The organism is Serinicoccus sp. CUA-874 (assembly GCF_001942225.1).
Taxonomy (GTDB): Bacteria; Actinomycetota; Actinomycetes; order Actinomycetales; family Dermatophilaceae; genus Ornithinicoccus; species Ornithinicoccus marinus.
This window is the reverse complement of sequence record NZ_MKJZ01000033.1, coordinates 317,180-338,601: the sequence shown is the minus strand read 5'-3', so window position 1 is coordinate 338,601 and position 21,422 is coordinate 317,180. Positions and strand designations below refer to the sequence as shown.

Sequence of the window (21,422 nt, the reverse complement as noted above, 5' to 3'; positions counted from 1 at the left end):
GGTCGGCGAGCCCGGCCGCGGCGCTGAGGATCCGGAAGGCCGCGCTGGCGCCCGGGACGACGACCACCTCGTCCGGGCTGACCACCAGCCCGCGCATCCGGCGCAGGTGGTCTGCCAGGGCGGCCTCGAGCTCGGGGTGCCGGGCTCGGCTGAGCGCCTCGGCACCCGGTGTGCCGGGTACGCCCTGCCGCCACGCCGCGCGCCAGTCCCGGTCCGAGATCAGGGCGGGCTCAGTGTGCCCCGGCCGGAGGTCGTGCGTGCCCGCAGCCGACCGCACAGGCCTGCTGTCCGCCTGCATCTGCGACCGGACACCCCGTCCGTCCGCGTCTCCCTCCGACCGAACACCCCGTGCGTCCGCCGTCTTCCCGGACCCGCGCGGACGCACGGGGTGTCCGGTCGGGTCCGGCAGGTGTGCCGCGCGGGCCGCGGCGTCGGCGCCGGGCAGGACCACCGTGCCGCTGCCCCGGCGAGCCTCGACGTAGCCCGCGGCCGCCAGCTCGTCGTAGGCATGGACGACGACGCCGCGGCCGACCCCGACCTGCGTGGCCAGCGCGCGGGTCGAGGGAAGCGCGTCCCCCGGCGCGAGCTCACCGCGGGCGATCGCGGTGACCACGGCGCCGCTCAGCCGGTGCGGCAGCGACCCGTCTCCGGCCGGGACCGAGATGGGCCCGGGCCACCGGACGGAGGGACGTCGGGCGGTGGTCCTGGTGACGGGCAGGGGCATACCACTGAGTCTAGAAGTGGTCCGCCGATTCGTGCGTGGAGTGGATCTGGCGCAGGACCACCTGTCGGGGGAGGGTGGAGCCATGACGGACCTGTCGACCCCGACCCGCAAGCCTGAGCGCTACATCGACGACCGCGCCCGCCTGGACGAGCTGCTCAACGAGGTGCCTGTCGGCGTGCTGGCCACCGTGGTCGACGGTCTGCCGTGGACGGTGCCCCTGCTCATCGCCCGGGACGGCGACCGGGTGCTCCTGCACGGCTCCACCGGCGCCGGTGCGCTGCGGCACCTGCGGGCCGGCGCGCCCGTCACGCTCACGGTCATGTCGATGGACGGGCTGGTCGTGGCCGAGAGCGCCTTCGACTCCTCGGCGAACTACCGCAGCGCCGTGCTGCGCGGGACGCCGGTCGAGCTCACCGGGGAGGACGCCCGGGCCGGGCTGGACCGGCTGACCGAGCGGCTGCTGCCCGGGCGCACGCGTGAGGTGCGCAGCAGCACGCGGCGTGAGCTCGCCGCCACGACGTGCCTGGCCCTGCCGATCGAGCAGGGGGCGTGGCTGTTCAAGGCGCGGACCGGCGGCACCGACCCGGCGACCGACCCCGCCGTCTGGTCCGGGGTGCTCCCGCTGCGCGTCGTCGCGGGTATGCCCGAACCCACCCCCGGCGTCACCGCGCCGGTGCCGCCGTCGGTGCAGGCGGTGCTCGACGCGCACCCCGCCACCCCGGTCAGCGCACCACCGCGCTGACCGCCTGCTCCACGGTGGGGAGCACGTCGTCGACGGTGAAGATCGTGCCCGGCGTGATGAGCTGGACGCAGATGCCGTCCAGGACGCTGAGCACGAGCCGCATCGCCCGGTCCCGCTCCACGAGCAGCGCCCCCTCCTCCTCCAGCCGGACGAGCCAGCTCTCGATCCGGTCGCGGGACAGCGCGGCCATCCGCTCCAGGGTGCGGGTGCCGTGGTCGGTCGCGCCCGGCCCGACCGCCACGGCATACGACGCGAACCACATCGCGGTGTGCTCCGGTCGTAGGAACTCTGACGGGAAGTACTGCATCAGGCACTCGGTGAGCCGGCGGCGCGGGGCCACGCGACGGTCCGCGATGCGCAGGTCGGGGAGCATCCGGTCCAGCGCCGGCTCGAGCAGCACGTCGAAGAGGTCGGCCTGGGTGGGGAAGTAGTGCCGCAGGGTGCTGGCGCCGATCCCGGCCTCCCGCGCCACGGTGCGCACGCTGATCGACTCGAGACCCGACCGGTCGACCAGGCGTCGGGCGGCGTCGACGATCTGCTGGCGGCGCTCCTCGCTCATCCGGCCTCCTGGGTAGCACGGCGTACTGGCACGGTGTGCTAATCTTACGTTAGTACACCGTGCTAGACAACGCCGAGAGGGGACGTGACCATGATCGAGGGTCTTCAGGAGTGGACCGCCGGGCTTCCTGCCGTGCTGCAATGGCTGGGGGTGATGGCGGCCGGGGCGATCCCCTTCGTAGAGAGCTACCTCGGGTCCGTCATCGGTGTCGTGGCCGGGCTCAACCCGGTCGTGGCTGTGCTGGCCGCGGTCGTCGGCAACATCGTCACGATGACGCTGGTGGTGCTCTCCGCCGACTCGCTCCGACGTCGCCGCGGCACCGAGGCGCCCGAGCAGATGTCGCTCCGCAAGCAGCGCCTCCGCAGACTCTTCGACCGCTTCGGGGTCCCGGGCGTGAGCCTGCTGGGTCAGACCGTCCTGCCCAGCCAGATCACCTCGGGCGCGCTCGTGGCCTTCGGTGCCAACACCCGCGGGGTCATCGTCTGGCAGGTGGTCTCGATCATCCTCTGGGGCGTGCTCTTCGGCGTCCTGGCGACCCTCGGCGTCGACCTGCTCGCGACCGCCTGAGCGCTCTGCCCCGCGGCACCGGAGCCGGTGCTGCGGACCGGCTGCCGGGTCAGGACCTACTAGCCGGGTGCCCAGGGCGTGGAGGTCGACCTCGACGACGGGTCGACGCTCGCGGCCGACCTGCTCGAGGCCCACCGCGTCAGGCCACGCCCGGCGCCTCAGAGCCGGGCGGCCAGCTCGGTGGCCTGCGCGATCGCGCGCTTGGCGTCCAGTTCGGCCGCGACGTCGGCCCCGCCGACCACGTGGACCGGCACCCCGAGCGCGGCGAGCGGCTCGACCAGGTCGGTCACCGACTCCTGGCCGGCGCACAGCACGACCGTGTCGACCGCCAGGACGTACGGGCGCCGCTCGCCCTTGTCGCCGCCCTCGACGGGCAGCGTGAGGTGCAGGCCGTCGTCGTCGATCCGGACGTACTCCGCCCCGCCGACGAAGCCGACACCCGCGTCCCGCAGCTCGGTCCGGTGCACCCAGCCCGAGGTCTTGCCCAGCCCCGTGCCGTGCCGGGACGTCTTGCGCTGCACGAGGTGCACCTCCCGCGGCACCGGCGGGTGCTCCTTGTCGCCCAGCCCGGCGCGCTCCTCCCACGGGTCGGCGACGCCCCACCGCTCGCGCCACTCGTCCACGGTCTCGTCGGGCTCGTGCAGCAGCGCCCGGCTGACGTCGAAGCCGATGCCCCCGGCGCCGATCACCGCGACCCGGCGGCCGGCGCGGTCCGGCTCCCGGATCGCCTCGGGATAGGTGAGCACGCTGGGGTGGTCGATGCCCTCGATGTCGGGCACCCGCGGCGCCACACCGGTCGCCACCACGACCTCGTCGAAGCCCTCCAGGTCCGACGCGACGACGCGCATACCGAGGTGGACGCGCACACCACGGACCCCGAGCATGTGCTCGTAGTAGGCGATCGCCTGGCGGAACTCCTCCTTGCCCGGGATCTGCGCGGCCAGCCGGAACTGCCCGCCCACCCGCTCGGCGGCCTCGAACAGCTCGACTGTATGCCCGCGACCCGCCAGCTCGACCGCGCAGGCGAGCCCTGCCGGCCCGGCGCCCACGACGGCGACCCGCCTGGCAGACCGGGTAGGGCTGAGCACGAGCTCGGTCTCGTGCGCGGAGCGCGGGTTGAGGATGCAGGTGGCGCGCTTGTTGTCGAAGGTGTGGTCCAGGCACGCCTGGTTGCAGGCGATGCACGGGATGATCTCGGCCTCCCGGCCCTGCTCGGTCTTGCGGACCCAGTCGGCGTCGGCGAGCAACGGGCGCGCCATCGACACCAGGTCCGCCTCCCCGGCCGCGAGGATCTCCTCGGCGACCTCCGGGCGGTTGATCCGGTTGGAGGCGATGACGGGCACGTCGACCTCCTGCCGCAGCCGGGCGGTGACCCAGGTGAAGGCGGCGCGGGGCACCGAGGTGACGATCGTGGGGATGCGCGACTCGTGCCAGCCGATCCCGGTGTTGAGCAGGGTGACCCCGGCCTCGACCAGCCCGTGCGCGAGGTCGACCGTCTCGGCCCAGCTCTGGCCGTCGGGCACCAGGTCCAGCAGGCTCATGCGGTACTGCACGACGAAGTCGTCGCCGACCAGCTCCCGGGTGCGGCGCACGATCTCCAGCGGGAAGCGCATCCGGGCGGCCGCCGAGCCGCCCCACTCGTCGGTGCGGTCGTTGGTGCGTGCCGTGAGCATCTGGTTGACGAGATAACCCTCGGAGCCCATGATCTCGACGCCGTCGTAGCCGGCGCGCTGGGCCAGCCGGGCCGAGCGCGCGAAGTCGTCGACGGTGCGGCCGACCTCCCGGGTCGACAGCGCCGAGGGCCGGAACGGCGTGATCGGCGACTTCTCCCGGGACGCCCCCTGGGCGAACGGGTGGTAGGCGTAGCGCCCGGCGTGCAGCAGCTGCAGCAGGATCGCGCCGTCGTGCTCGTGCACCGCGTCGGTGACCGTGCGGTGCCGCCGCGCCTGCGCCGCGCGGACCATGCTCGAGCCGAAGGGGAGCAGCCAGCCGCGCCAGCTCGGGGCATACCCACCGGTCACCATGAGCCCGACCCCGCCCTCGGCGCGGGCACCCAGGTAGGCCGCGAGCTTGTCGATGTCGCGCGCGCGGTCCTCGAGCTTGGTGTGCATCGAGCCCATGACCACGCGGTTGCGCAGCGTGAGGTGGCCGAGGTCCAGCGGGCGCAGCAGGTGCGGGTATGCGCTCGCGCCGGGAGTCATTACCCCACAGTAACCGCCGGTGCATCGGTATCTGGCGGCAACCTTCCGCCTCCTCGATGCGACATGGGCATACCACTGTCACGACGAGGAGGTCGTCATGAGAACCACACCACGCGCCCTGCTGGCCAGCGCCCTGCTGGCGGGCCTGGCGCTCGCACCGGTCACGCTCGCGGCACCCGCCGCCACCGCCGCGCCCTACTGCGGCATCACCTGGGGCTCGCTGCCCAAGGTCACCGGCTACGACACCGAGCCGGCGCCGCTGACGGACGTCCGGGCCGGGCGGCACTCCTGCTTCGACCGGGTCGTCCTCGACGTCTCCGGCGACGCGGGGGAGTACTCGGTGCGCTACGTCAGCACCTACCGTGCCCCCGGGAGCGGGCAGGCGCTGTCGCTGCGCGGCGGGGCCAAGATCGAGGTCGTGGTCGGCAACCCGACCTACGACGCGACGGCGACCCGGTCTACGACCCGCGCGCCCGGCCGAGCTGGTCGGCACCGACGGCTACCGCACGCTGCGCCAGGCGCGCCTCGGCGGGAGCTACGAGGGCCAGACCTCGATCGGGCTCGGGGTGCGGGCGCGGCTGCCCATGCGGGCCTTCGTGCTCGACGGCCCCGGGTCGGGTCAGCGGCTGGTCATCGACGTCGCCCACCGCTGGTGAGCACGCCACTGCCCGCCGGTTCGTCGGCTGTCGGCCTGCTCGTGCCGGCTGGCGGCTGACGGACCGGCTGGCGGTGCGGGGAGGAGGACCTGCGAGAGGATGGGCCCATGGCCCACACCCCAGCCCCCGGCGCCCAGCGGCTGCTCGACCACGCGATCTGGTGGCACGTCTACCCGCTCGGTGCGGTCGGCGCTCCCGCCGTGCTGGAGGGCGGGGTCGACGCGCCGGTCGAGCACCGGCTCCCACGGCTCGTGGCCTGGCTGGATCACGTCGTCGAGCTCGGCTGCTCGGGAGTGCTGCTCGGGCCGGTCTTCTCCGCGTCGAGCCACGGCTACGACACCCTCGACCACGACCGGGTCGACCCCCGGCTGGGCGACGAGGGCGACCTGGACCAGCTCATCGAGGAGGCCCGGGAGCGGGGCCTGTCGGTGCTGCTGGACGGGGTCTTCAACCACGTCGGAGCCGACCACCCGATGGTCCACGACCCGGACCGGGCGCACCTGCTCAAGCAGGGCGAGGACGGCCGGCCCGCGGCCTGGGAGGGGCACGAGGGGCTGGTCGAGCTGGACCACGGGAGTCCCGATGTCGAGCAGCTCGTGGTCGACGTCATGCTGCGCTGGCTGCGGCGCGGGATCGCCGGGTGGCGGCTCGACGTGGCGTATGCCGTGCCGGCCGACTTCTGGGCGCGGGTCACCGCCCGGGTGCGCGAGGAGTTCCCCGACGCGCTCTTCGTCGGCGAGGTCATCCACGGCGACTACGCCCAGGTCGTCGCCGACAGCGACCTGGACACCGTGACGCAGTACGAGCTGTGGAAGGCGGTCTGGAGCTCGATCCACGACACCAACTGCTGGGAGCTCGCGCACGCGCTGGGACGGCACGACGCCCTGCTCGACTCCTTCGTGCCGCAGACCTTCGTCGGCAACCACGACGTCACCCGCATCGCCACGCAGGTCGGCGAGGAGGCGCGGCGCTCGCGCTCGCGGTGCTCATGACGGTCGGGGGCATGCCGTCGATCTACTACGGCGACGAGCAGGCATACCAGGGGCTCAAGGAGGAGCGGCTCGGCGGCGACGACGCCATCCGCCCCGAGCTCCCGGACACTCCCGCCGACCTCGACCCGGCCGGGGAGTGGATGCGATCGCTGCACCGCGGGCTCATCGGGCTGCGGCGCCAGCACGCCTGGCTCGCGCGCGCCCGCACCGAGGTGGAGACGCAGAGCAACGAGGCGATCACCTACGTCTCCTCGGGGCAGGACCAGTGGCTTCGGGTGGAGCTCTCGCTCGCGCCGCAGGCGCAGGTGGTCGTGACCGGCGCCGACGGAGAGCTCTTCCGCTGGGCGGCGGGCGACTGACCACGCTGTCCGCGCGACGGCATACCGTGGAGGTATGACCGAACTCGTCCTCGTGGCCAACGCCGGCGACAGCACGGTGAGCACCTTCCGGGTCGACCCTGACGGGCCGGCGCTGCAGCGGATCGCGGTGAGCGAGGTGGGGCAGGGGTGCGGCACCTTCGTGATCGACGCCGAGCGCGACCTCGTCTATGCCGCCGCCAAGGGCGACCCGCCCGGCATCGACGTCTTCGCGCTGGAGCGCAGCAGCGGCCGGCTCGAGCACCTGTCGCGGACCGACGTCGAGAGCTCGATGACCTATCTCGCGCTGGCCTACGGCGGGACCCTGCTCGTCGGGGCGTCCTACGGCGGGGGGAGCGCGCAGGTCTTCGGCGTCGACGGCGACGGGCACGTGGAGGAGCCCACCGCCGCCGTGAGCTGGCCCAACGCGCACTGCGTCGCGGTCGCCGGCGACGGCCGGCACGTCTACGTCGTGTCCCTCGGGGGCGACGTGGTCGCGCAGTACGCCCTGTCGCCCGCGGGCGTGCTGTCGCCGCTCGCGCCGCCGACGGCCGCCGCGGCGGAGGGGTCCGGGCCGCGGCACCTCGTGCTCGACGCGGACGAGTCGCACGCCTACGTCATGACCGAGTTCTCCGGGGAGGTCCTGACCTACGCCCGGGACGGCAGCGGCGACCTGGTGCTGACGGGCCAGGTGCCGGCCTATGCCCAGGACCGGGGGCTGAGCCGCAGCGAGCTCGGTGCCGACCCGATCGAGGGACACCTCGTCTGGGGCGCCGACCTGCACCTGGCCCGGGAGGGGCGGGTCCTGCTCGCCAGCGAGCGGTGCGAGTCGACGCTCGCGAGCCTGCCGGTGGCCGACGACGGGTCGGTGGGCGAGCCGGTGTCGATCATCGACACGGTGACCCAGCCGCGCGGCTTCACCGTGCTCGCCGGGGGCGAGCTCGCCGTCGTCACCGGTGAGCAGGACACCGACGTGGCGCTGGTCTCGGTCGGCGCGACGGCGGCCTGACCGAGGTCGGCCGCTACGACACCGGCGCCGGCGCCAACTGGGCCCGCTCGATCACCGTCTGACTCCCACCGAGCGTCTTGAGTGGTTGGCCTGTGACCCACCTGGCGTCGTGAGTGGTTGGCCGGTGGGATCAGGCGCGGGTGTCGGGGCTGTCCAGCCTGGCCCGGATCTCCTGCTCCTCGGCATCGGTGAGGCCGGCCGCGCGAGGGGCGTCGCGGGTCTCCTCCCAGGCCAGCGTGTCCGCGAGCGTCTCGGCCAGCGGCCGTAGCCGGAGCCCCGACGCGACGGCGCGCGAGATGTCCAGGGCCGTGGCCTGCCGCAGGTCCGGATCGTCGATCCACAGCGGCAGTGACCGTGGGCCCATCCACGCGTTGACCCCGAGCTCGGCGAGGGTCGGCAGGTCAACGGGCCGCGCACGGACCCTCGCGCCCGCCGCCCGGGCCGCGGCTGCGAGCACCTCACCCAGCGGCACCACCTCGCCGGTGACGTTGAAGGCCCCGTCCAGCCGCTGCTCCGCGGCGTCGACCAGCCACGCGGCGAGATCCCGGACGTCGATGACGGCCACGGGGAAGTCGGGGTCGTCCGGCACGATGACGTCAGGTCCGCTGGGGTGCGCGAACCGCCAGGGCCAGTAGCCCAGGCGCCCGGAGACATCGCCCGGCCCACCGATCAACCCGGCACGCGCCAGCGTTGCGCTCCCTCCGGCGGCGGCCATCCCCTCCCGCACCGCCTTCTCGCAGGCCACCTTGGCCGGGCCGTACTCCTCCATCGACCCCATCACGTCACCCGCCAGCGGCTCGACCAGCGCGTCGGTCTCGACCGGACGGACACCCGGCGCGGGGGCATAGACGTTGGCGGTGGAGACGAAGACCCAGTGCGGCGTGCGCAGCTCGGCCACCGCGCGCCGCACCTGGCCGGGCTGCCGCGTGACGTCGATCACGGCGTCCCACTCGTCCCGCACGTCGGCCAGGCCGTCCGGCTCGTCCCGGTCACCACGCACGAAGGTGACGTCGTCAGGTGGAGGTGCGCTGCCCCGGGCGAGGCAGGTCACCTCGTGGCCGCGACCCGCCGCCTCGATCGCGACGGCGCGGCCCAGGAAGGCGGTCCCACCGAGCAGCAGCAGTCTCATGGCTCAGGTCTACCAGCCCCGCCCCCTGGGCGGCCGGGGCCCCGCTCACCCCTCCCGCTGGATCACCGAGTGCACGTTGTCGGCCGGGTCGGTGAACCACGCGATGAGCGGGCCACCGCCGGTCATGACGCCGAGCTCGTCGTGCGGCATACCGTCGTAGCGCAGGAACTCCAACCCGCGGTCGGTGAGCTCCTGCACCGTCGCGCGCACGTCGTCGCTGGGGAAGTTGAGGACGGTATACGACGCCGGGGTGTGCGCCGGGCCCTTGGGGTAGACCAGGACGGACCGGGCGCCGAGGCGGAGCGAGAGCATGGCCATCGGCTCCTCGCTGCGCTCGACAGGTATGCCGAGCGTGTCGCGGTAGAACGCCTCCGCGGCGTCGAGGTCGTCGACGGAGAAGCCGTTGAAGGCGTCGTGCAGGCCGAGGAGGGCGGGAGGCAGATCGGTGCTCATGCCCCAGTGTGACCCCCAACTGGTGGGAGAATCATCGGTCGGGCCCGGGGACCGGGGCTGGACGCCGGGCGGTGATCCTGACAGTGCTTTTATATTACCGCTATGACATCACCCGACCCGACCCGTGAGAGCCGCTTCGAGCAGCTCTTCGCCGTGCTGGGGGACATGGATGCCGCGGTCGCTGCTGTCTATCGCGAGCGGGGCGAGGGGGAGGTGCGACCGCGCTTCGCGCTCCCTCTCATCCGGCTGGCCCGCCTGGGGCCGATGACGATCACCGCGCTCGCGGCCGAGGTCGACCGCAGCCACTCGGCCCTGTCCCAGACCATCGCGCAGATGCGCCGAGCCGGTCTCGTGAGCAGCGAGGCGGGTCAGGACGGCCGCACCCGCATCGTCACCCTGACCGATCGCGGTCGGGCGCTCGTCCCGTTCGCCGAGGCCGAGTGGCGGGCCACCGAGGCCGCGATCGCCGAGGTCGAGGCCGAGCTGCCGTATGCGCTCAGCCAGGCCGCCGCGGACCTGGCGGCGGCACTGGAGCGCCGGTCGTTCGCCGAGCGGCTGGCGGACCACCTGGGCGGGCCGGAGTGAGCCGCGCAGCCACCAGTCGCGACGCCCGGTGGGGCGGGAGGTGAGTCCGCGCGGCGCCCTGATCGACCTCACGCCGCTGCGGCACAGCCAGGCATACCGCCGGATCTGGGCGGGAGGTGCGCTCTCGGGGCTGGGTCACCAGGTCGCGGTCGTCGCCGTGCTCTTCCAGGTCTGGAAGATGACGCGCAACCCGTTCTCGGTGGCGTTGATCGGGGTGGCTCAGGCGGTGCCGATGATCGTCTTCGGGCTGGTCGGCGGGCCGGTCGCGGACGTCCTCGACCGGCGCCGGGTGGCGCTGGCCGCCACCACCGGCCAGGCCCTGGCGGCGGCAACGCTCGCCGCACAGCTGGTCGTCGGGCTCTACCCGCTCCCGCTCCTGCTCGGCGTCCTGAGCCTGCAGACGGCCTGCAGCGCGCTGGGCTCGCCGGCCCGGCGCACCTTCATCGTGCGGCTCCTGCCGCGCACGCTCGTCCCTGCCGGGATCGCGCTGCACATGATCAGCTTCCAGGCCGCGATGATGGTCGGCCCCGCGCTCGGCGGTCTCCTGCTCGGCGTGACCTCCCCGGCGGTCTGCTACCTCGTCAACGCCGTGGCCCTCGCCCTCAGCGCCTGGACCGTGTGGGCGCTGCCCGCGCTGTCGCCGGAGCGGGGCGAGTCCTCGGACCGGGGGACGCCGCCCGAGCAGGACACACCTCCAGAGCGGGGTACGTCCTCGGACCACGGCAGCGACGCCGCCTTGCATCGCCGCCCGGTGCCCCGCACCGAGACCGGTGGGAGGGCATACCCCGGAGCGCGGGGTGCCCGGCTGCGTCGACGCGTGCACACCGCCCTCGTCCTGCTCGCCGAGGGGGTCGCGCAGGTGCGGCGCGACCCGGTGCTGCGCGGGTCGTTCCTGCTGGACCTCGCGGCGACCTTGCTCGCGTTCCCCGTCGCGCTCTTCCCGATGGTCAACCAGACCCTGTTCGGCGGCGACCCGCGCACCCTCGGTCTGTTCCTCACCTGCATCGCCATCGGCGGGGTGAGCGCGGGCCTGATGTCCGGGCTGGTCACGCGGCGGCGTCGCCTCGGCGTCGTGCAGCTGCTGGCCGTCGGGGTCTGGGGGCTGGCTCTGCTCGGCTTCGGCCTGGCCGCGCTCACCGGGCTGGCGTGGGCAGCGCTCGGCTCGCTCGTCCTGGCCGGAGCGGCGGACACCGTCTCGGTCACCTCACGGGCGGCGATGGTCCAGCTCGCGACGCCGGACAGCCACCTGGGCCGGGTGTCCTCGGTCGAGCACGTCATCGGTGTCGCGGGCCCGGACATCGGCAACGCCCGCGCCGGCCTGGTCGCCGGGCTCACGACCCCGGCCTGGTCTGCGCTTGTCGGCGCGCTCACCTGCCTGGGCGCCGCCGCGTGGGTCGCGCTGACCCACCGCGAGGTCGCGGCCTTCCGGGTCGACGACTGACCCGATCACGATCCCGGGCTCGCCACCCCCGGCTTGCGCTCAGCGCCAGCCGAGCTCGGCCGCCACCTCCAGCACGCCCTCGATGACGTGCGCGCAGTAGTCGACGCCCAGCTGGTTGGGCACGGTGAGCAGCAGGGTGTCGGCGGCGGCGATCGCCTCGTCGGCGGCGAGCTGGCGGGCCAGCTCGTCCGGCTCGGCGGCATACGTCTTGCCGAAGGTCGAGCGTGAGCCGTCGATGATGCCGACCTGGTCGGTGCTGCGCCGCTCGAGCCCGAAGTAGGCGTGGTCCTGCTCCGAGCGCAGCGGGAAGACGCTGCGGCTCACCGACACGCGCGGCTCGCGGGGGTGCCCGGCGGCGGTCCAGGCGTCGCGGTAGCGCTGGATCTGCTCGGCCTGCAGTTGGTGGAACGGCACGCCGGTGTCCTCGGTGAGCAGGGTCGAGCTCATGAGGTTCATGCCCTCCCCGGCCGCCCACTCGGCGGTGCCGCGGCTGCCGGCGCCCCACCAGATGCGCTCACGCAGGCCCTCGCTGTGCGGCTCGAGGCGCAGCAGCCCGGGCGGGTTGGGGAACATCGGTCGCGGGTTCGGCTGGGCGAAACCCTCACCCTCGAGCGCGTCGAGGAAGCGCGCGGTATGCCGTCGCGCCATGTCGGCGTCGCTCTCACCGTCGGCGGGGTGGTGGTCGAAGTGCCGGTAGCCCTCGATGACCTGCTCGGGGCTCCCCCGGCTGATGCCCAGCTGGAGCCGGCCGCCGGAGATGAGGTCGGCCGCGCCGGCGTCCTCGACCATGTAGAGCGGGTTCTCGTAGCGCATGTCGATGACGCCGGTCCCGATCTCGATCCGCTCGGTCCTAGCGCCCACCGCCGCGAGCAGCGGGAACGGCGAGGCGAGCTGCCGGGCGAAGTGGTGGACGCGGTAGTAGGCGCCGTCCGCGCCGAGCTCCTCCGCGGCGACCGCCAGGTCGATCGACTGGAGCAGGACGTCCGAGGCCGACTGCGTCGCCGACTGGGGGTGCGGCGTCCAGTGGCCGAAGGAGAGAAAGCCGATGCGCTTCATACCCTGCTCAACGCGTCAAGGTGTCAGACATTCCGCCGGTCGCGGCGGCCGAGCCACATCGCCATCGCGACCCCCGCGGCCGCGCCGAAGAGGTGCCCCTGCCAGGAGACTCCCTCGCGCAGCGGCAGCACGCCCCAAATCATCGACCAGTAGACCGCGATGACGAGCACCCCGAGCAGCGCCTGACCGATCCTGCGCGCCACGAAGCCGTAGACCGCGAGGAAGGCGGCATACCCGTAGACCACGCCGCTGGCGCCGATGTGCACGGTGTTCGGGCCGCCGAGCAGCCACACGCCCAGCCCGCCGAGGAGCGCGACGCCGGCCGTGACCAGCCACAGGTGCCGGGTGGTCAGCGCCAGCATTGACCCCAGCACCAGCAGCACGATGGTGTTCGCCATGAGGTGCCCGAACCCCAGGTGCAGGAACGGGCTCAGCACGATCCCCTGCAGGTGCCCGAGGTCGCGCGGGCGGATCCCGAACCGGTCCAGGCTGAGCGGGAGCACCAGGTCGACGATCTCGGTCGCCCACATGAGAGCAACCAGCACGAGCACGGGTATGACGCGGCGCACCCAGGTGGGTGCGTCGACGCGGCGTCGGGCCGGGCTGGCGGTGGTCACGTCTCCCAGTGTGGCACTGCCGCGCCGGCTACCGGGGTCGCGGGCCCCCGCGACTGATGAGGGCTGGAGGGCAGGAGGGCGGGGCCCTTGGCATCCCCTCCCAAAGGAGGAGGCGCGGGCGGCCAGGAGGATGAGGCCATCAGGGTCAGGCAGAGGCGAGTCTTTCTGATGTCAGCACCACAGAGCTGACGCCCACCGAGCAGACGCTCGACAACGAAAGGACACCTCCATGACCGACAACACCATGAGCATCAACCGGACCGCCGCGAGGGCGGCCTGGCCACCACCCTCGTCGTGGTCGGCCTGATGGTCGGCGGCTTCGCCTCGATGCAGGCCCTCGGCTACCTGGGGATCTACGGGACGCAGGCCAACAGGATCGCCAACGCGATCCTCAACGGGATGAGCATCGCCAGCGCCATCGCCCTCTTCGCCGGCCCCATCGCGATCGGGGCCTGGGTGATGTTCCTGCTGCGCAACGCGCTGAAGAACGCCAGCAAGGCCGCCCTGGTCTTCTGAGCACGCCCCGTCATCACGTCGTGCAGGTCGTTGCCATGTCGCCCCGAAACGTCAGTCACCTCGTCTCCCTCGCGGTCTCGGTGCTGGTGCTGGGTGCCATCGCCGGGGCCACCTACGACCTGCACGGCGTGATCACGGACCACGCCGAGCCCGGCCCGCCACCGTCGACCGGGGTGCGCTTCTTCGGACAGATCGTGCTCGCCAACGCCGGGGCCGTCGCCCTGGTCGCCACCGGCATCTTGACGGCGGGATTCGGCTCGCTGATACTGGGGCCGGTCGTGGCGGCGAACCTGTCCATCCTGGTGGCCACGGGCCGTCACTGGCTCACGACGGAGCAGTTCCTCGGTGGCTTGGCCATCCACGGGACGGGTGAGGCGCTCGCGGTGCTGCTCGGCATGATGGCTGGCCTACACCCCGCCGTGCGGGTTCTGACCGCGCCGCGGGAGCGGCGCACCATCCGGAGTTACCTTCGTCTCTACCTCACCGGGATAGCCGAGACCGTCCCCCTCCTCGCGGTCGCCCTTGTCGTCATCGTAGCGGCCGCCACCTGGGAGACCCTCGTCTCCGTCCAGCTGCGCTGAGCAGCCCCTTCGTCAAGAAAGTCAGAGGAGAACACCCATGTCCACCCTCGTCGCCACCTCGGCCTCCCCGCCACGGACCCTGGTCGTCAGTCGCTGGTCCGCCTTCTTCGCCGCACTCGTGACGGGCGTCCTCGCGAGCGTGCTCAACCGCGACCTCATCCGCGACACCGCTCTCGGGCAAGGAATCACCGACGCTGCGGAGCTGGACCTCACCGTCACCTTCGCCTCCTGGTTCGGGGCGGTGGCCAATGTCATCACCGTGGTCGGGGTGAGCCTGCTGGTGGGCGTCGTCGCCGCCCTCGCCCTGCGCTCGGTGGCGTCCGGCCGCCGGGCCGTGGTCCGCCATACCCTGCAACTGGCCGCCTCCCTCGCCCTCCTCGGGGTGTTCGTGCTGGGACTGCTGCGATGAGTCGCGTCGTCCCGGGCCTGTTCCTGGCCGGCGTCGCTGCGGTCGTGGCAGCCGTCCTGTGGTGGCGGCCACCGGCGCAGCTGCCGCCGCAGGCTGACTCCTTCTGGACCTTCCTGGTGCTCGTGTGGGCCGCCCTGGCGGTGATCCTGCTCGGCCTCAGCGCCTTCCGTGCCGCCACCCGGCTGGGCGGCGCGTCGCTCCTGGCGGTCGCCCTGCTGGTGGGCTGCCCGGCCGCGCTCACCACGGTGGCGCTCGCCGCCCGGACCGGCAACGGACCGTCCACCTACGTGGCGATCGGCTGGCTGCTCGCCTTCCTCGTCGTGGGCGCTCTCGCCCTCGCGGGTCAGCCCCGTCGCCGGCTCAGTCCCCCGAGCTGACGGGAAGGAGGTGGACATCATGCCGAGCCTGAGCTCCGTCGCCCGCCTGGGCTACGTCACCCGTCTGGTCGACATCCGCGCGATGTCCCCCGACTTCCGGCTCACGCGCGGGGTCAGAGCGGTGCTGCTGGGGGTTGCCGTGGTCGCGGTCGTCGCTGCCGGCGCTGTCCTCGCCCTCGTCGACGCCATCGCCCCCTCGGTCCTGGATATCCTCGGGCACCCTGGACAGATCGTCTCGGCCGTCCTGCGGCTCGCCGCGGCGGCGTATGCCGTGCACGTGGTGCTGTCGACGACCGGCGCGTCGGCGCGTGCGCTGACCTCCCCACCCGATGCCAAGATCCTGGGTCACGCCGGCTACTCCCGCGCTGACGTCTATGTCGCACGGGAGCTCGCGCCGGTGCTGATCGGGGCGCTGGCCACGATCCTGACACTGGTCCTGCTGACGGTGCTGGCGACCACGCGCTGGGCCGTCGACCGGGCAGAGGTGGGTCCGGACCTGGCGCTGGCGCTCTGCGCGGTCATGGGGGCACTCACCCTGCGCCTGGGGCTGACGGCCCGCCTGAGCTCGCTGCAGACCGGCCCTTCACGGTCCGTCCAGACGGGGTTGCTCCTGGCAGCGGTCGTGGCGGGTGGGGTGACCGGGGGCCTGCTGCTCCCCGTCTACGCCGGGGACGTCGGCCTGTCGGAGATCTCCGCCGCCGCCATCGGCTGGATCACCTCCGGGCCGAACGGATGGATCCTGTGGATCGTGACGGCGGGCAGCGCGCTGACGGGCGTGGCGTTGCTGGTCCTCTCCCGTCACGCCGGGTGGAGCGAGTCCGTGGACAGCACCCGACGGGGTGCCCTCAGGCGGGGACCCACCCTGCCACGCAGCCCATGGGCGCGACTGGCGACGTTGCCACTTGTGGCCCGGCGCGACCGCGGCCGCTCGGACGCCTCGGAGCTGGTGATCGCGCAGGGGGTCGGGCTTGTCCTCGGTGTCTTCGGCCTCGGGTTGGCCAGCTTCGGCCGGACCGGTCTGGACCTGCCCCACGAGCTGGCGGTGGGTCTGGTCTTCGGCACGCCGGTGGCCAGCGCCGGACTGCTCTTCGGGGTGACCTCGCTCCCAGCGCTCCGGGGACTGCTCCCGGTGCTCATCAGTTCCCCTCTCGGCGCGGCCGGGGTGTCCAGCGCGGTGGCGGTGGCCAGCTCCTGGACCCTGGTGACCGTGTCCTGGCCCAGCCTGCCGCTGGTCTGGGCGTTCAGCGATCTATCCTTCCCGACCGTCGTGGCCGTCTGGGCCAGTGGTGTGCTGCTCGCGCCCTCGCTCTTCCACGTGGCCGAGTGCGTTCTGCCCACCCGGGCAACCACCGGGTCGGGCGAACGGCTCCGGCAAGGCACACCGGCGTCGTTGCTCGTCGCCGTCCTGGCCCTCCTCACCGGCGGCGCCACTTGGGCCTCGCTGCACCTGGAGGTCCCACTACCCCTCATGGTCATGGCCTCGGCCGCGACCACCCTCACGGCGGTCCTGCTGGTCCGCCCACCGATCGGAGGATACCGATGAGTCTGCTCGACGCCGACCACGTCTCGTTCTCGTGGTGGCCCGACGTGCCCTTCCTGCAGGACGTCACGCTCACCCTGGACGAAGGAGAGGCACTCGTGGTCTCGGGCCGCAACGGAGTCGGCAAGTCCACGATGCTCCAGCTGATCGCGGGGTTTCGTCGACCCAGCTCCGGGAAGGTCGAGATCGGAGGCGTCCGGGCCGACCGCCCTGCGGGCCGCCGACTGCGGTGGTTCATGGAGGCACAGCCGGCCCTCTACCGGCTCCTCACCGTCCGCGAGCAGCTGGAGTTCTACAGCACCGCACATGGCCGGCGCCCTGACCGGGTGCTCGAGCTGACGGCCGAGCTGACCGGCTCGGCAGTGCTGGACACCCTGTGCGCGGAGCTGTCGACAGGCCAGGCGCAGAAGGTGTGGTTCGTCGCAGCCATGGCAGCGCACCGGGCTCCCCTGGTGCTGTTGGACGAGCCCTTCTCGGCCATCGACGACGAGTCCGTCCCGGTCATGCTTGGCCTGCTCGAGGACTTCCGGGCCAGTGGTGGCGCTCTGGCGCTGGTCACTCATCCGCACCGGGGCCTGATCCCTGCCGGGTGGCGTGAGCTGCGCATCGGCACCCTGCCCGCACCGGCCGACGTGGTGGGAGCATGAGCACCACACCTGTGCTGCAGGCACAGGAACTGGGCAAGGTGTATGGCGATGGCGATGCCAGGTGCGTCGCGCTCGCCGGTGCCGACCTCAGCATCCTGCCGGGGGATCAGGTCGCTCTCGTGGGCAGGTCGGGCTCGGGCAAGTCCACGCTGGCGCACCTGCTCGCCCTGCTGGACACCCCGAGCGAGGGCCGGGTCCTGGTCGACGGCGTCGACGTCTCCGGCGTGCGCGGGAAGGCCCGGGACCAGCTGCGGAACGAGAAGTTCGGGTTCGTCTTCCAGCAGTTCTTCCTCAACCCGAGGCAGACGGTGGCCGAGAACGTCTCGCTGCCCCTCGTCATCCGCGGCACCGGACGCCGACGGATCCGGCGTCTGGTGCGTCACCAGCTGCAGTCCCTGGGCCTCGACGGACTGGCCGACCGGCTGCCGACCCAGCTCTCTGGGGGACAGCGACAGCGCGTCTGCGTCGCTCGTGCGCTGGTGGGCAGCCCCGCGGTCCTCCTCGCCGACGAGCCGACCGGCAACCTGGACCGGGTCAGCGGCGAGCTGGTGGAGCAGGCCATCTTCGGCCTGGCCGCCCATCTCGGGACCACGCTGGTCCTCGTCACCCACGACCAGGAGCTGGCCGCACGATGCGACCGGCAGGTCCTGGTCGACGACGGGACCGTCCACGAGCTGGAGCGGAGGCCGCTGCGATGCGCCTGAGGACGCTGTGGACGACGGCCTGGCAGAACACCCGAGGAGGCGGGATCCGCAGCATCCTGACCGTGCTGGCCGTGGTGGTCGGCGCCTTCACCCTCACCCTGACCACGGGTGTGGGAGCCGGTGTCCACGGACACATCGACCGCGCGGTGGCGGAGCTGGGCGACCCGGACGAGCTGCACGTCAGGCTCGCCGATGACGGCTCCCAGGCTGCTCGGGGGCCGACCACCTACCGGGGTGCGGACGCCGCGCCACGCACCGAGAGCGGTCAGCTGCTGCTACGCGAACAGAACCTGGACACCATCGCCGGGATCCCGGGAATCGTCGGGGTCAGACCCGTCATCCAGGTCGATCCCGAGTACGTACAGGGCCCGGACGGCCAACGCTGGGACCTCGATCTCGATCTGCTGAGCACGCTGGAGGACGACCGGTCGACGATCGCCATCCCCCCGGACTGGGTTCCCCTGCTGGGAGGAGTCGGTTTCGAGCTCTCGGTCGGGGTGCTCACGCTCGACGGTCAAGAGGTCGTCGTGCCGGTGGACGTCACCGAGGTCCTCGACGCGCAGGCCCCGCCCGGAGCCCTGCCGGTGCCCTCTCGAGGGTTCGTCGAGGCGCTCGAGGACGCTCGCTACCAGGGTGCGGCCGACGTGCCGCGGACCTACGCCACCGCCGATGCCTGGGTCGCCGACGTCGCCGACATCCCAGCCGTCGTGGCGGCGCTGGAGGAGGCCGGCTTCCTGGCCACCACGATCGAGGACGAGCTCGGTCTGATCGGGACGATCGTCAACGGGATCGTCGGCACCCTGAGTGGCTTCGCCGCGATTGCCTTGATCGCCGCCGGGCTCGGCATCGTCAACGCGTTGGTCATGTCGACCCACGAGCGCACCCGCGAGATCGGTCTCATGCGGGCCCTCGGTCTGGGCACGGGAAGAGTCTTCACCGTCTTCTGCCTGGAGGCGGTCATCATCGGGGGCCTGGGTGCGCTCCTCGGGATCGGCGCCGGCATCGGGGTCGGACTCGCCAGCGCGACGCTCATCGCCGGCGCGGCGCTGAGGTCGCTGCCCGCCTCGGCCCTCTTCGCGGTAGACCCTACGGTCGTCGGCTCCATCTTCCTGGCCGTCGTGACGCTCGCCTTCCTGGCCGGGGTGTCACCGGCACTCCGCGCCGCCCGTCGTCCACCGATCACCGCGCTGCGCCACGAGTGAAGTCAGCGGAGCAGGTCGTGCGTGAACGCCATCACCACGACCTGCACCCGGTCCCGGGCACCGAGCTTGGACATGATCGCGCCGATGTGCGTCTTCACCGTGGTCTCCGAGAGATTGAGCGAGCGGCTGATCTCCCGGTTGCTCCGGCCTTGGCACAGCACCTCGAGCACCTCGCGCTCTCGCCGGGTGAGATGCTCGGCCCGCTCCTGGACCACCGGGTCGGCCTTCTGGACGGCACCCGTGCTGTCGAGATGGCCGATGAGCAGCCGGGTGATCTCCCGTGACACCACTGACTCACCCCGGGCGACGGAGCGGATGCCTTCGAGGATCACCTCCGGCTCCTCGCTCTTCAGCAGGTACCCTCCAGCGCCGGCACGGAGCGCGGGGAGGGCGAACTCCTCGGTGTGGAAGGTGGTCACGGCCAGGACCGCCGTACCGGGGGAGCGTTCCAGGATGAGGGCGGTCGCCTCGATGCCATCCATCCCCGGCATCTGCAGATCCATGACGACCACGTCCGGGCGTAAGCCCTGCACCTGGAGGACGGCGGACCGCCCGTCGGTGGCCTCACCGACCACCTCGATGTCGTCCGCCTCCGCGATGTAGGCGCGCAACGCGGTCAGCATGATCCTCTGGTCGTCCACGAGAAGCACCCGCAGCGGCGTTCCCGGGCTGCTCACTGAGTGCCCCATGACGGCACTCTACGGGGCGCCGTCGGACGCCTTGCCCGGGCCCGCGCCGAGGCATACCCTGGCCGGGCCCACGAACCCATCATCCGGATGGGCCCCTGTCCCCGGACTCCTCCGAAGGAAGGGTGCGACATGGGCCGATGGAGGGAGAGGCAGTGGTGCACCCGCAGGTGAGACTTGGGTCATCGCAAGGAGCTTCAAGCGCCCTTCCCCAGATGCACTCAGGAGAGTCCCATGTCCCAGCAGCTCCACCTGACTTTGGCCCGTCGTTCCGCGGCGGCCGCCTGCGCCGCGCTGGTCGGGGTGACCCTTCTGGCCGGACCGGCCAGCGCGACCGTGAACACCATCACCGTGCCCCAAGACAGCACCGTGCCTACTACTGCGCAGGTTCTCGTATCCCCGGTCGACTCCATCAAGGCCCCGTGGAGCGAAGAGCGCTGGATGTTCCGCTGGGTCAGGATCTTGTGCTCCTGACGGGTCGTGGGCGGTGGGCGGGCCCGAGGTAGCGCGGTGCCGGGCCGTCAGTTTCAGTCCTGGTCGCGCACGCTGGGCGAAAACGAGCGTCGTTTCCCTCCAGTAATCCGGTGGCTGGCCTTGGCCGTGGTCGGCTATCTCCTCTACGACAACCTGGTCAACACCCCTGACGACGTCTCGGCAGAGGGGTTGGCGGCCCTTTGGGGCGCGATGGTCGGCGCAGTCGTCGTGCAGCGACCGCGCCTGTCTCATTTCGCCTTGATCCCCTTCCTGGTGATCTTGACCGCGGACGCGGGCGTCTTCGAGCAGGGGCCGTACGTCCTCCTGCTGGTGGCGGTCATCGCCTACTCCGCGCCGGCTACAGTCACTCTGGTCTGCGGTGTGGCCGTAGCGGGCTGGCTGGTGGTCTGGGCCGCCGCCGGAGACCTGGGTGTTGCGGAGTTGCCTGTGACGGTCCTGCTGTTCATGCTGTGCGTGGTGCCCGGGCTGACCATCCGACAGCTCAGCCGACGCCTGGTCGCCACCGATGAAGCCTTGGCTCAGCGGATGGTCGACGAGCGCAAGGCCGTCGCCCGGGAGCTGCACGACGTGGTGGCGCACGAGCTCACCGTGATCGCCATGCAGGCCCGGGTGGCTGAGCGCAGCCAGGACCCCGACGTGCGCGACGAGTCCCTCAGAGCAGTCGGTGACCACGCGCGGGACGCCATCACCGAGCTGGGACGGTTGCTCCAGGCGCTGCGGGCCGAGCAGGCGGTGGGCGAGGCGTCTGAGGAGTGGGCCGCCGACAGCGTCGGTGCCGGTGCCCCGGTGTCCTTCTTCGTGGAGTGGGCACGTCAGCGTCTCATCGCCGCCGACGCACGGGTCGAGGTGGACCTCCAGGGTGACCCGGAGGAGATTCCTAGCGGCCTGAGGCCCACGGTGCGGGCGTTGCTGCTCGAGGGGACCACCAACGCCATCAAGCACGGAGGTGCTGGCATGAGCGTCCGGCTGAGCCTGGAGACCACCCCCGACATCGTCCGTGTCGGGGTCCGCAACACCACGTCCGCCCCGTTACGGCTCCCGCCGTCCGGGTTCGGCCTGACCGGACTTCGCGAGCGGGTCGCCACGCTCGGCGGCACGATGGTCGCTGGTCTGCAGGGAGCATACTTCGAGCTCCGTGCTGAGCTCCCGCGCCGGTCCTGACCCACCGAGGCCTCCCG

General features: G+C 72.4%; 24 protein-coding genes and 2 pseudogenes. 18 read left to right on the top strand and 8 right to left on the bottom strand.

Annotated elements, in window-relative coordinates; genetic code table 11:
- Window positions 1-457 precede the first annotated feature (457 nt).
- A pseudogene (locus tag BJF80_RS21610) lies at window positions 458-724 on the bottom strand (GntR family transcriptional regulator); the annotation flags it as partial.
- A gap of 82 nt (window positions 725-806) precedes the next feature.
- On the opposite strand from BJF80_RS21610, the gene BJF80_RS10635 reads away from it, so the two are divergent.
- Window positions 807-1,466 (top strand): pyridoxamine 5'-phosphate oxidase family protein, encoded by a 660-nt coding sequence (locus tag BJF80_RS10635; RefSeq protein ID WP_075813461.1) that lies wholly within the window; start codon window positions 807-809, stop codon window positions 1,464-1,466.
- Here BJF80_RS10635 and BJF80_RS10630 read toward each other — a convergent pair.
- On the bottom strand, window positions 1,447-2,025 hold the full coding sequence (locus BJF80_RS10630; protein WP_075813459.1) for a TetR/AcrR family transcriptional regulator: 579 nt from the start codon (window positions 2,023-2,025) through the stop codon (window positions 1,447-1,449). The genes BJF80_RS10635 and BJF80_RS10630 overlap by 20 nt on opposite strands.
- A 90-nt stretch (window positions 2,026-2,115) precedes the next feature.
- On the opposite strand from BJF80_RS10630, the gene BJF80_RS10625 reads away from it, so the two are divergent.
- On the top strand, window positions 2,116-2,592 hold the full coding sequence (locus tag BJF80_RS10625) for a hypothetical protein (protein WP_075813594.1): 477 nt from the start codon (window positions 2,116-2,118) through the stop codon (window positions 2,590-2,592).
- Between the two features lie 158 nt (window positions 2,593-2,750).
- Here the strand turns inward: BJF80_RS10625 and BJF80_RS10620 are convergent, their stop codons facing one another.
- Window positions 2,751-4,793, bottom strand: coding sequence for an NADPH-dependent 2,4-dienoyl-CoA reductase (locus BJF80_RS10620; RefSeq protein WP_075813457.1), 2,043 nt, complete (start codon window positions 4,791-4,793; stop codon window positions 2,751-2,753).
- A gap of 97 nt (window positions 4,794-4,890) precedes the next feature.
- Between BJF80_RS10620 and BJF80_RS10615 the strand changes: the two are divergent.
- From BJF80_RS10615 to BJF80_RS10605, 4 genes and pseudogenes are all read left to right on the top strand, one after another.
- Window positions 4,891-5,449, top strand: a pseudogene (locus BJF80_RS10615) (AMIN-like domain-containing (lipo)protein).
- A 107-nt stretch (window positions 5,450-5,556) separates the two neighbouring features.
- The gene (locus tag BJF80_RS10610; RefSeq protein WP_321166382.1) at window positions 5,557-6,441 is read left to right on the top strand and encodes an alpha-amylase family glycosyl hydrolase; all 885 of its coding nucleotides are present in this window, start codon (window positions 5,557-5,559) and stop codon (window positions 6,439-6,441) included.
- 11 nt (window positions 6,442-6,452) lie between these two features.
- Window positions 6,453-6,800, top strand: a complete 348-nt coding sequence (locus BJF80_RS21190) for a hypothetical protein (RefSeq protein ID WP_321166381.1) — start codon at window positions 6,453-6,455, stop codon at window positions 6,798-6,800.
- Window positions 6,801-6,834: 34 nt separating this feature from the next.
- Window positions 6,835-7,806 (top strand): lactonase family protein, encoded by a 972-nt coding sequence (locus tag BJF80_RS10605; protein WP_237767543.1) that lies wholly within the window; start codon window positions 6,835-6,837, stop codon window positions 7,804-7,806.
- A gap of 130 nt (window positions 7,807-7,936) precedes the next feature.
- Here the strand turns inward: BJF80_RS10605 and BJF80_RS10600 are convergent, their stop codons facing one another.
- Both BJF80_RS10600 and BJF80_RS10595 read right to left on the bottom strand, forming a co-directional pair.
- Window positions 7,937-8,935, bottom strand: coding sequence for an NAD-dependent epimerase/dehydratase family protein (locus BJF80_RS10600; protein WP_075813455.1), 999 nt, complete (start codon window positions 8,933-8,935; stop codon window positions 7,937-7,939).
- Between the two features lie 45 nt (window positions 8,936-8,980).
- Window positions 8,981-9,388 (bottom strand): VOC family protein, encoded by a 408-nt coding sequence (locus BJF80_RS10595; protein ID WP_075813453.1) that lies wholly within the window; start codon window positions 9,386-9,388, stop codon window positions 8,981-8,983.
- Window positions 9,389-9,490: 102 nt separating this feature from the next.
- On the opposite strand from BJF80_RS10595, the gene BJF80_RS10590 reads away from it, so the two are divergent.
- Together BJF80_RS10590 and BJF80_RS10585 are read left to right on the top strand one after the other, a co-directional pair.
- A complete protein-coding gene (locus BJF80_RS10590; RefSeq protein ID WP_075813451.1) occupies window positions 9,491-9,973 on the top strand; it encodes a MarR family winged helix-turn-helix transcriptional regulator in 483 nt (160 codons plus the stop codon).
- A gap of 40 nt (window positions 9,974-10,013) precedes the next feature.
- A complete protein-coding gene (locus BJF80_RS10585) occupies window positions 10,014-11,414 on the top strand; it encodes an MFS transporter (protein WP_237767542.1) in 1,401 nt (466 codons plus the stop codon).
- 39 nt (window positions 11,415-11,453) lie between these two features.
- Here BJF80_RS10585 and BJF80_RS10580 read toward each other — a convergent pair whose 3' ends face one another.
- Both BJF80_RS10580 and BJF80_RS10575 read right to left on the bottom strand, forming a co-directional pair.
- Window positions 11,454-12,470 (bottom strand): LLM class flavin-dependent oxidoreductase, encoded by a 1,017-nt coding sequence (locus BJF80_RS10580; protein WP_075813448.1) that lies wholly within the window; start codon window positions 12,468-12,470, stop codon window positions 11,454-11,456.
- A 23-nt stretch (window positions 12,471-12,493) separates the two neighbouring features.
- Window positions 12,494-13,087 (bottom strand): rhomboid family intramembrane serine protease, encoded by a 594-nt coding sequence (locus tag BJF80_RS10575; protein WP_075813447.1) that lies wholly within the window; start codon window positions 13,085-13,087, stop codon window positions 12,494-12,496.
- Between the two features lie 294 nt (window positions 13,088-13,381).
- On the opposite strand from BJF80_RS10575, the gene BJF80_RS10570 reads away from it, so the two are divergent.
- From BJF80_RS10570 to BJF80_RS10535, 8 genes are read left to right on the top strand one after another with little or no spacing between them, the layout of a single operon-like run.
- Window positions 13,382-13,603 (top strand): hypothetical protein, encoded by a 222-nt coding sequence (locus tag BJF80_RS10570; protein WP_075813445.1) that lies wholly within the window; start codon window positions 13,382-13,384, stop codon window positions 13,601-13,603.
- Between the two features lie 35 nt (window positions 13,604-13,638).
- Entirely contained in the window at window positions 13,639-14,184 is a 546-nt protein-coding gene (locus BJF80_RS10565) for a stage II sporulation protein M (protein ID WP_075813443.1), read from the top strand.
- Window positions 14,185-14,221: 37 nt separating this feature from the next.
- Window positions 14,222-14,593: a hypothetical protein gene (locus tag BJF80_RS10560; RefSeq protein WP_075813441.1), complete on the top strand. Its 372-nt coding sequence runs from the start codon at window positions 14,222-14,224 to the stop codon at window positions 14,591-14,593.
- Window positions 14,590-14,970, top strand: a complete 381-nt coding sequence (locus BJF80_RS10555) for a hypothetical protein (RefSeq protein ID WP_075813438.1) — start codon at window positions 14,590-14,592, stop codon at window positions 14,968-14,970. The genes BJF80_RS10560 and BJF80_RS10555 overlap by 4 nt, the downstream gene beginning before the upstream one ends.
- Window positions 14,971-14,989: 19 nt before the next feature.
- Entirely contained in the window at window positions 14,990-16,513 is a 1,524-nt protein-coding gene (locus BJF80_RS18875) for a hypothetical protein (RefSeq protein ID WP_075813436.1), read from the top strand.
- Window positions 16,510-17,157: an ABC transporter ATP-binding protein gene (locus BJF80_RS18870; protein ID WP_075813434.1), complete on the top strand. Its 648-nt coding sequence runs from the start codon at window positions 16,510-16,512 to the stop codon at window positions 17,155-17,157. Before BJF80_RS18875 ends, BJF80_RS18870 begins: the two co-directional genes overlap by 4 nt.
- Window positions 17,154-17,861, top strand: a complete 708-nt coding sequence (locus BJF80_RS10540; protein WP_075813432.1) for an ABC transporter ATP-binding protein — start codon at window positions 17,154-17,156, stop codon at window positions 17,859-17,861. The genes BJF80_RS18870 and BJF80_RS10540 overlap by 4 nt, the downstream gene beginning before the upstream one ends.
- Window positions 17,852-19,063: an ABC transporter permease gene (locus tag BJF80_RS10535; RefSeq protein WP_075813430.1), complete on the top strand. Its 1,212-nt coding sequence runs from the start codon at window positions 17,852-17,854 to the stop codon at window positions 19,061-19,063. The genes BJF80_RS10540 and BJF80_RS10535 overlap by 10 nt, the downstream gene beginning before the upstream one ends.
- Before the next feature lie 2 nt (window positions 19,064-19,065).
- Here the strand turns inward: BJF80_RS10535 and BJF80_RS10530 are convergent, their stop codons facing one another.
- Window positions 19,066-19,752, bottom strand: a complete 687-nt coding sequence (locus tag BJF80_RS10530; RefSeq protein ID WP_075813428.1) for a response regulator — start codon at window positions 19,750-19,752, stop codon at window positions 19,066-19,068.
- A 231-nt stretch (window positions 19,753-19,983) separates the two neighbouring features.
- Here BJF80_RS10530 and BJF80_RS10525 point away from each other — a divergent pair, with 231 nt between their 5' ends.
- Together BJF80_RS10525 and BJF80_RS10520 are read left to right on the top strand one after the other, a co-directional pair.
- Window positions 19,984-20,223 (top strand): hypothetical protein, encoded by a 240-nt coding sequence (locus BJF80_RS10525; RefSeq protein WP_075813426.1) that lies wholly within the window; start codon window positions 19,984-19,986, stop codon window positions 20,221-20,223.
- A 126-nt stretch (window positions 20,224-20,349) separates the two neighbouring features.
- The gene (locus tag BJF80_RS10520; protein WP_143554077.1) at window positions 20,350-21,405 is read left to right on the top strand and encodes a sensor histidine kinase; all 1,056 of its coding nucleotides are present in this window, start codon (window positions 20,350-20,352) and stop codon (window positions 21,403-21,405) included.
- The last annotated feature ends 17 nt before the right edge of the window (window positions 21,406-21,422 follow it).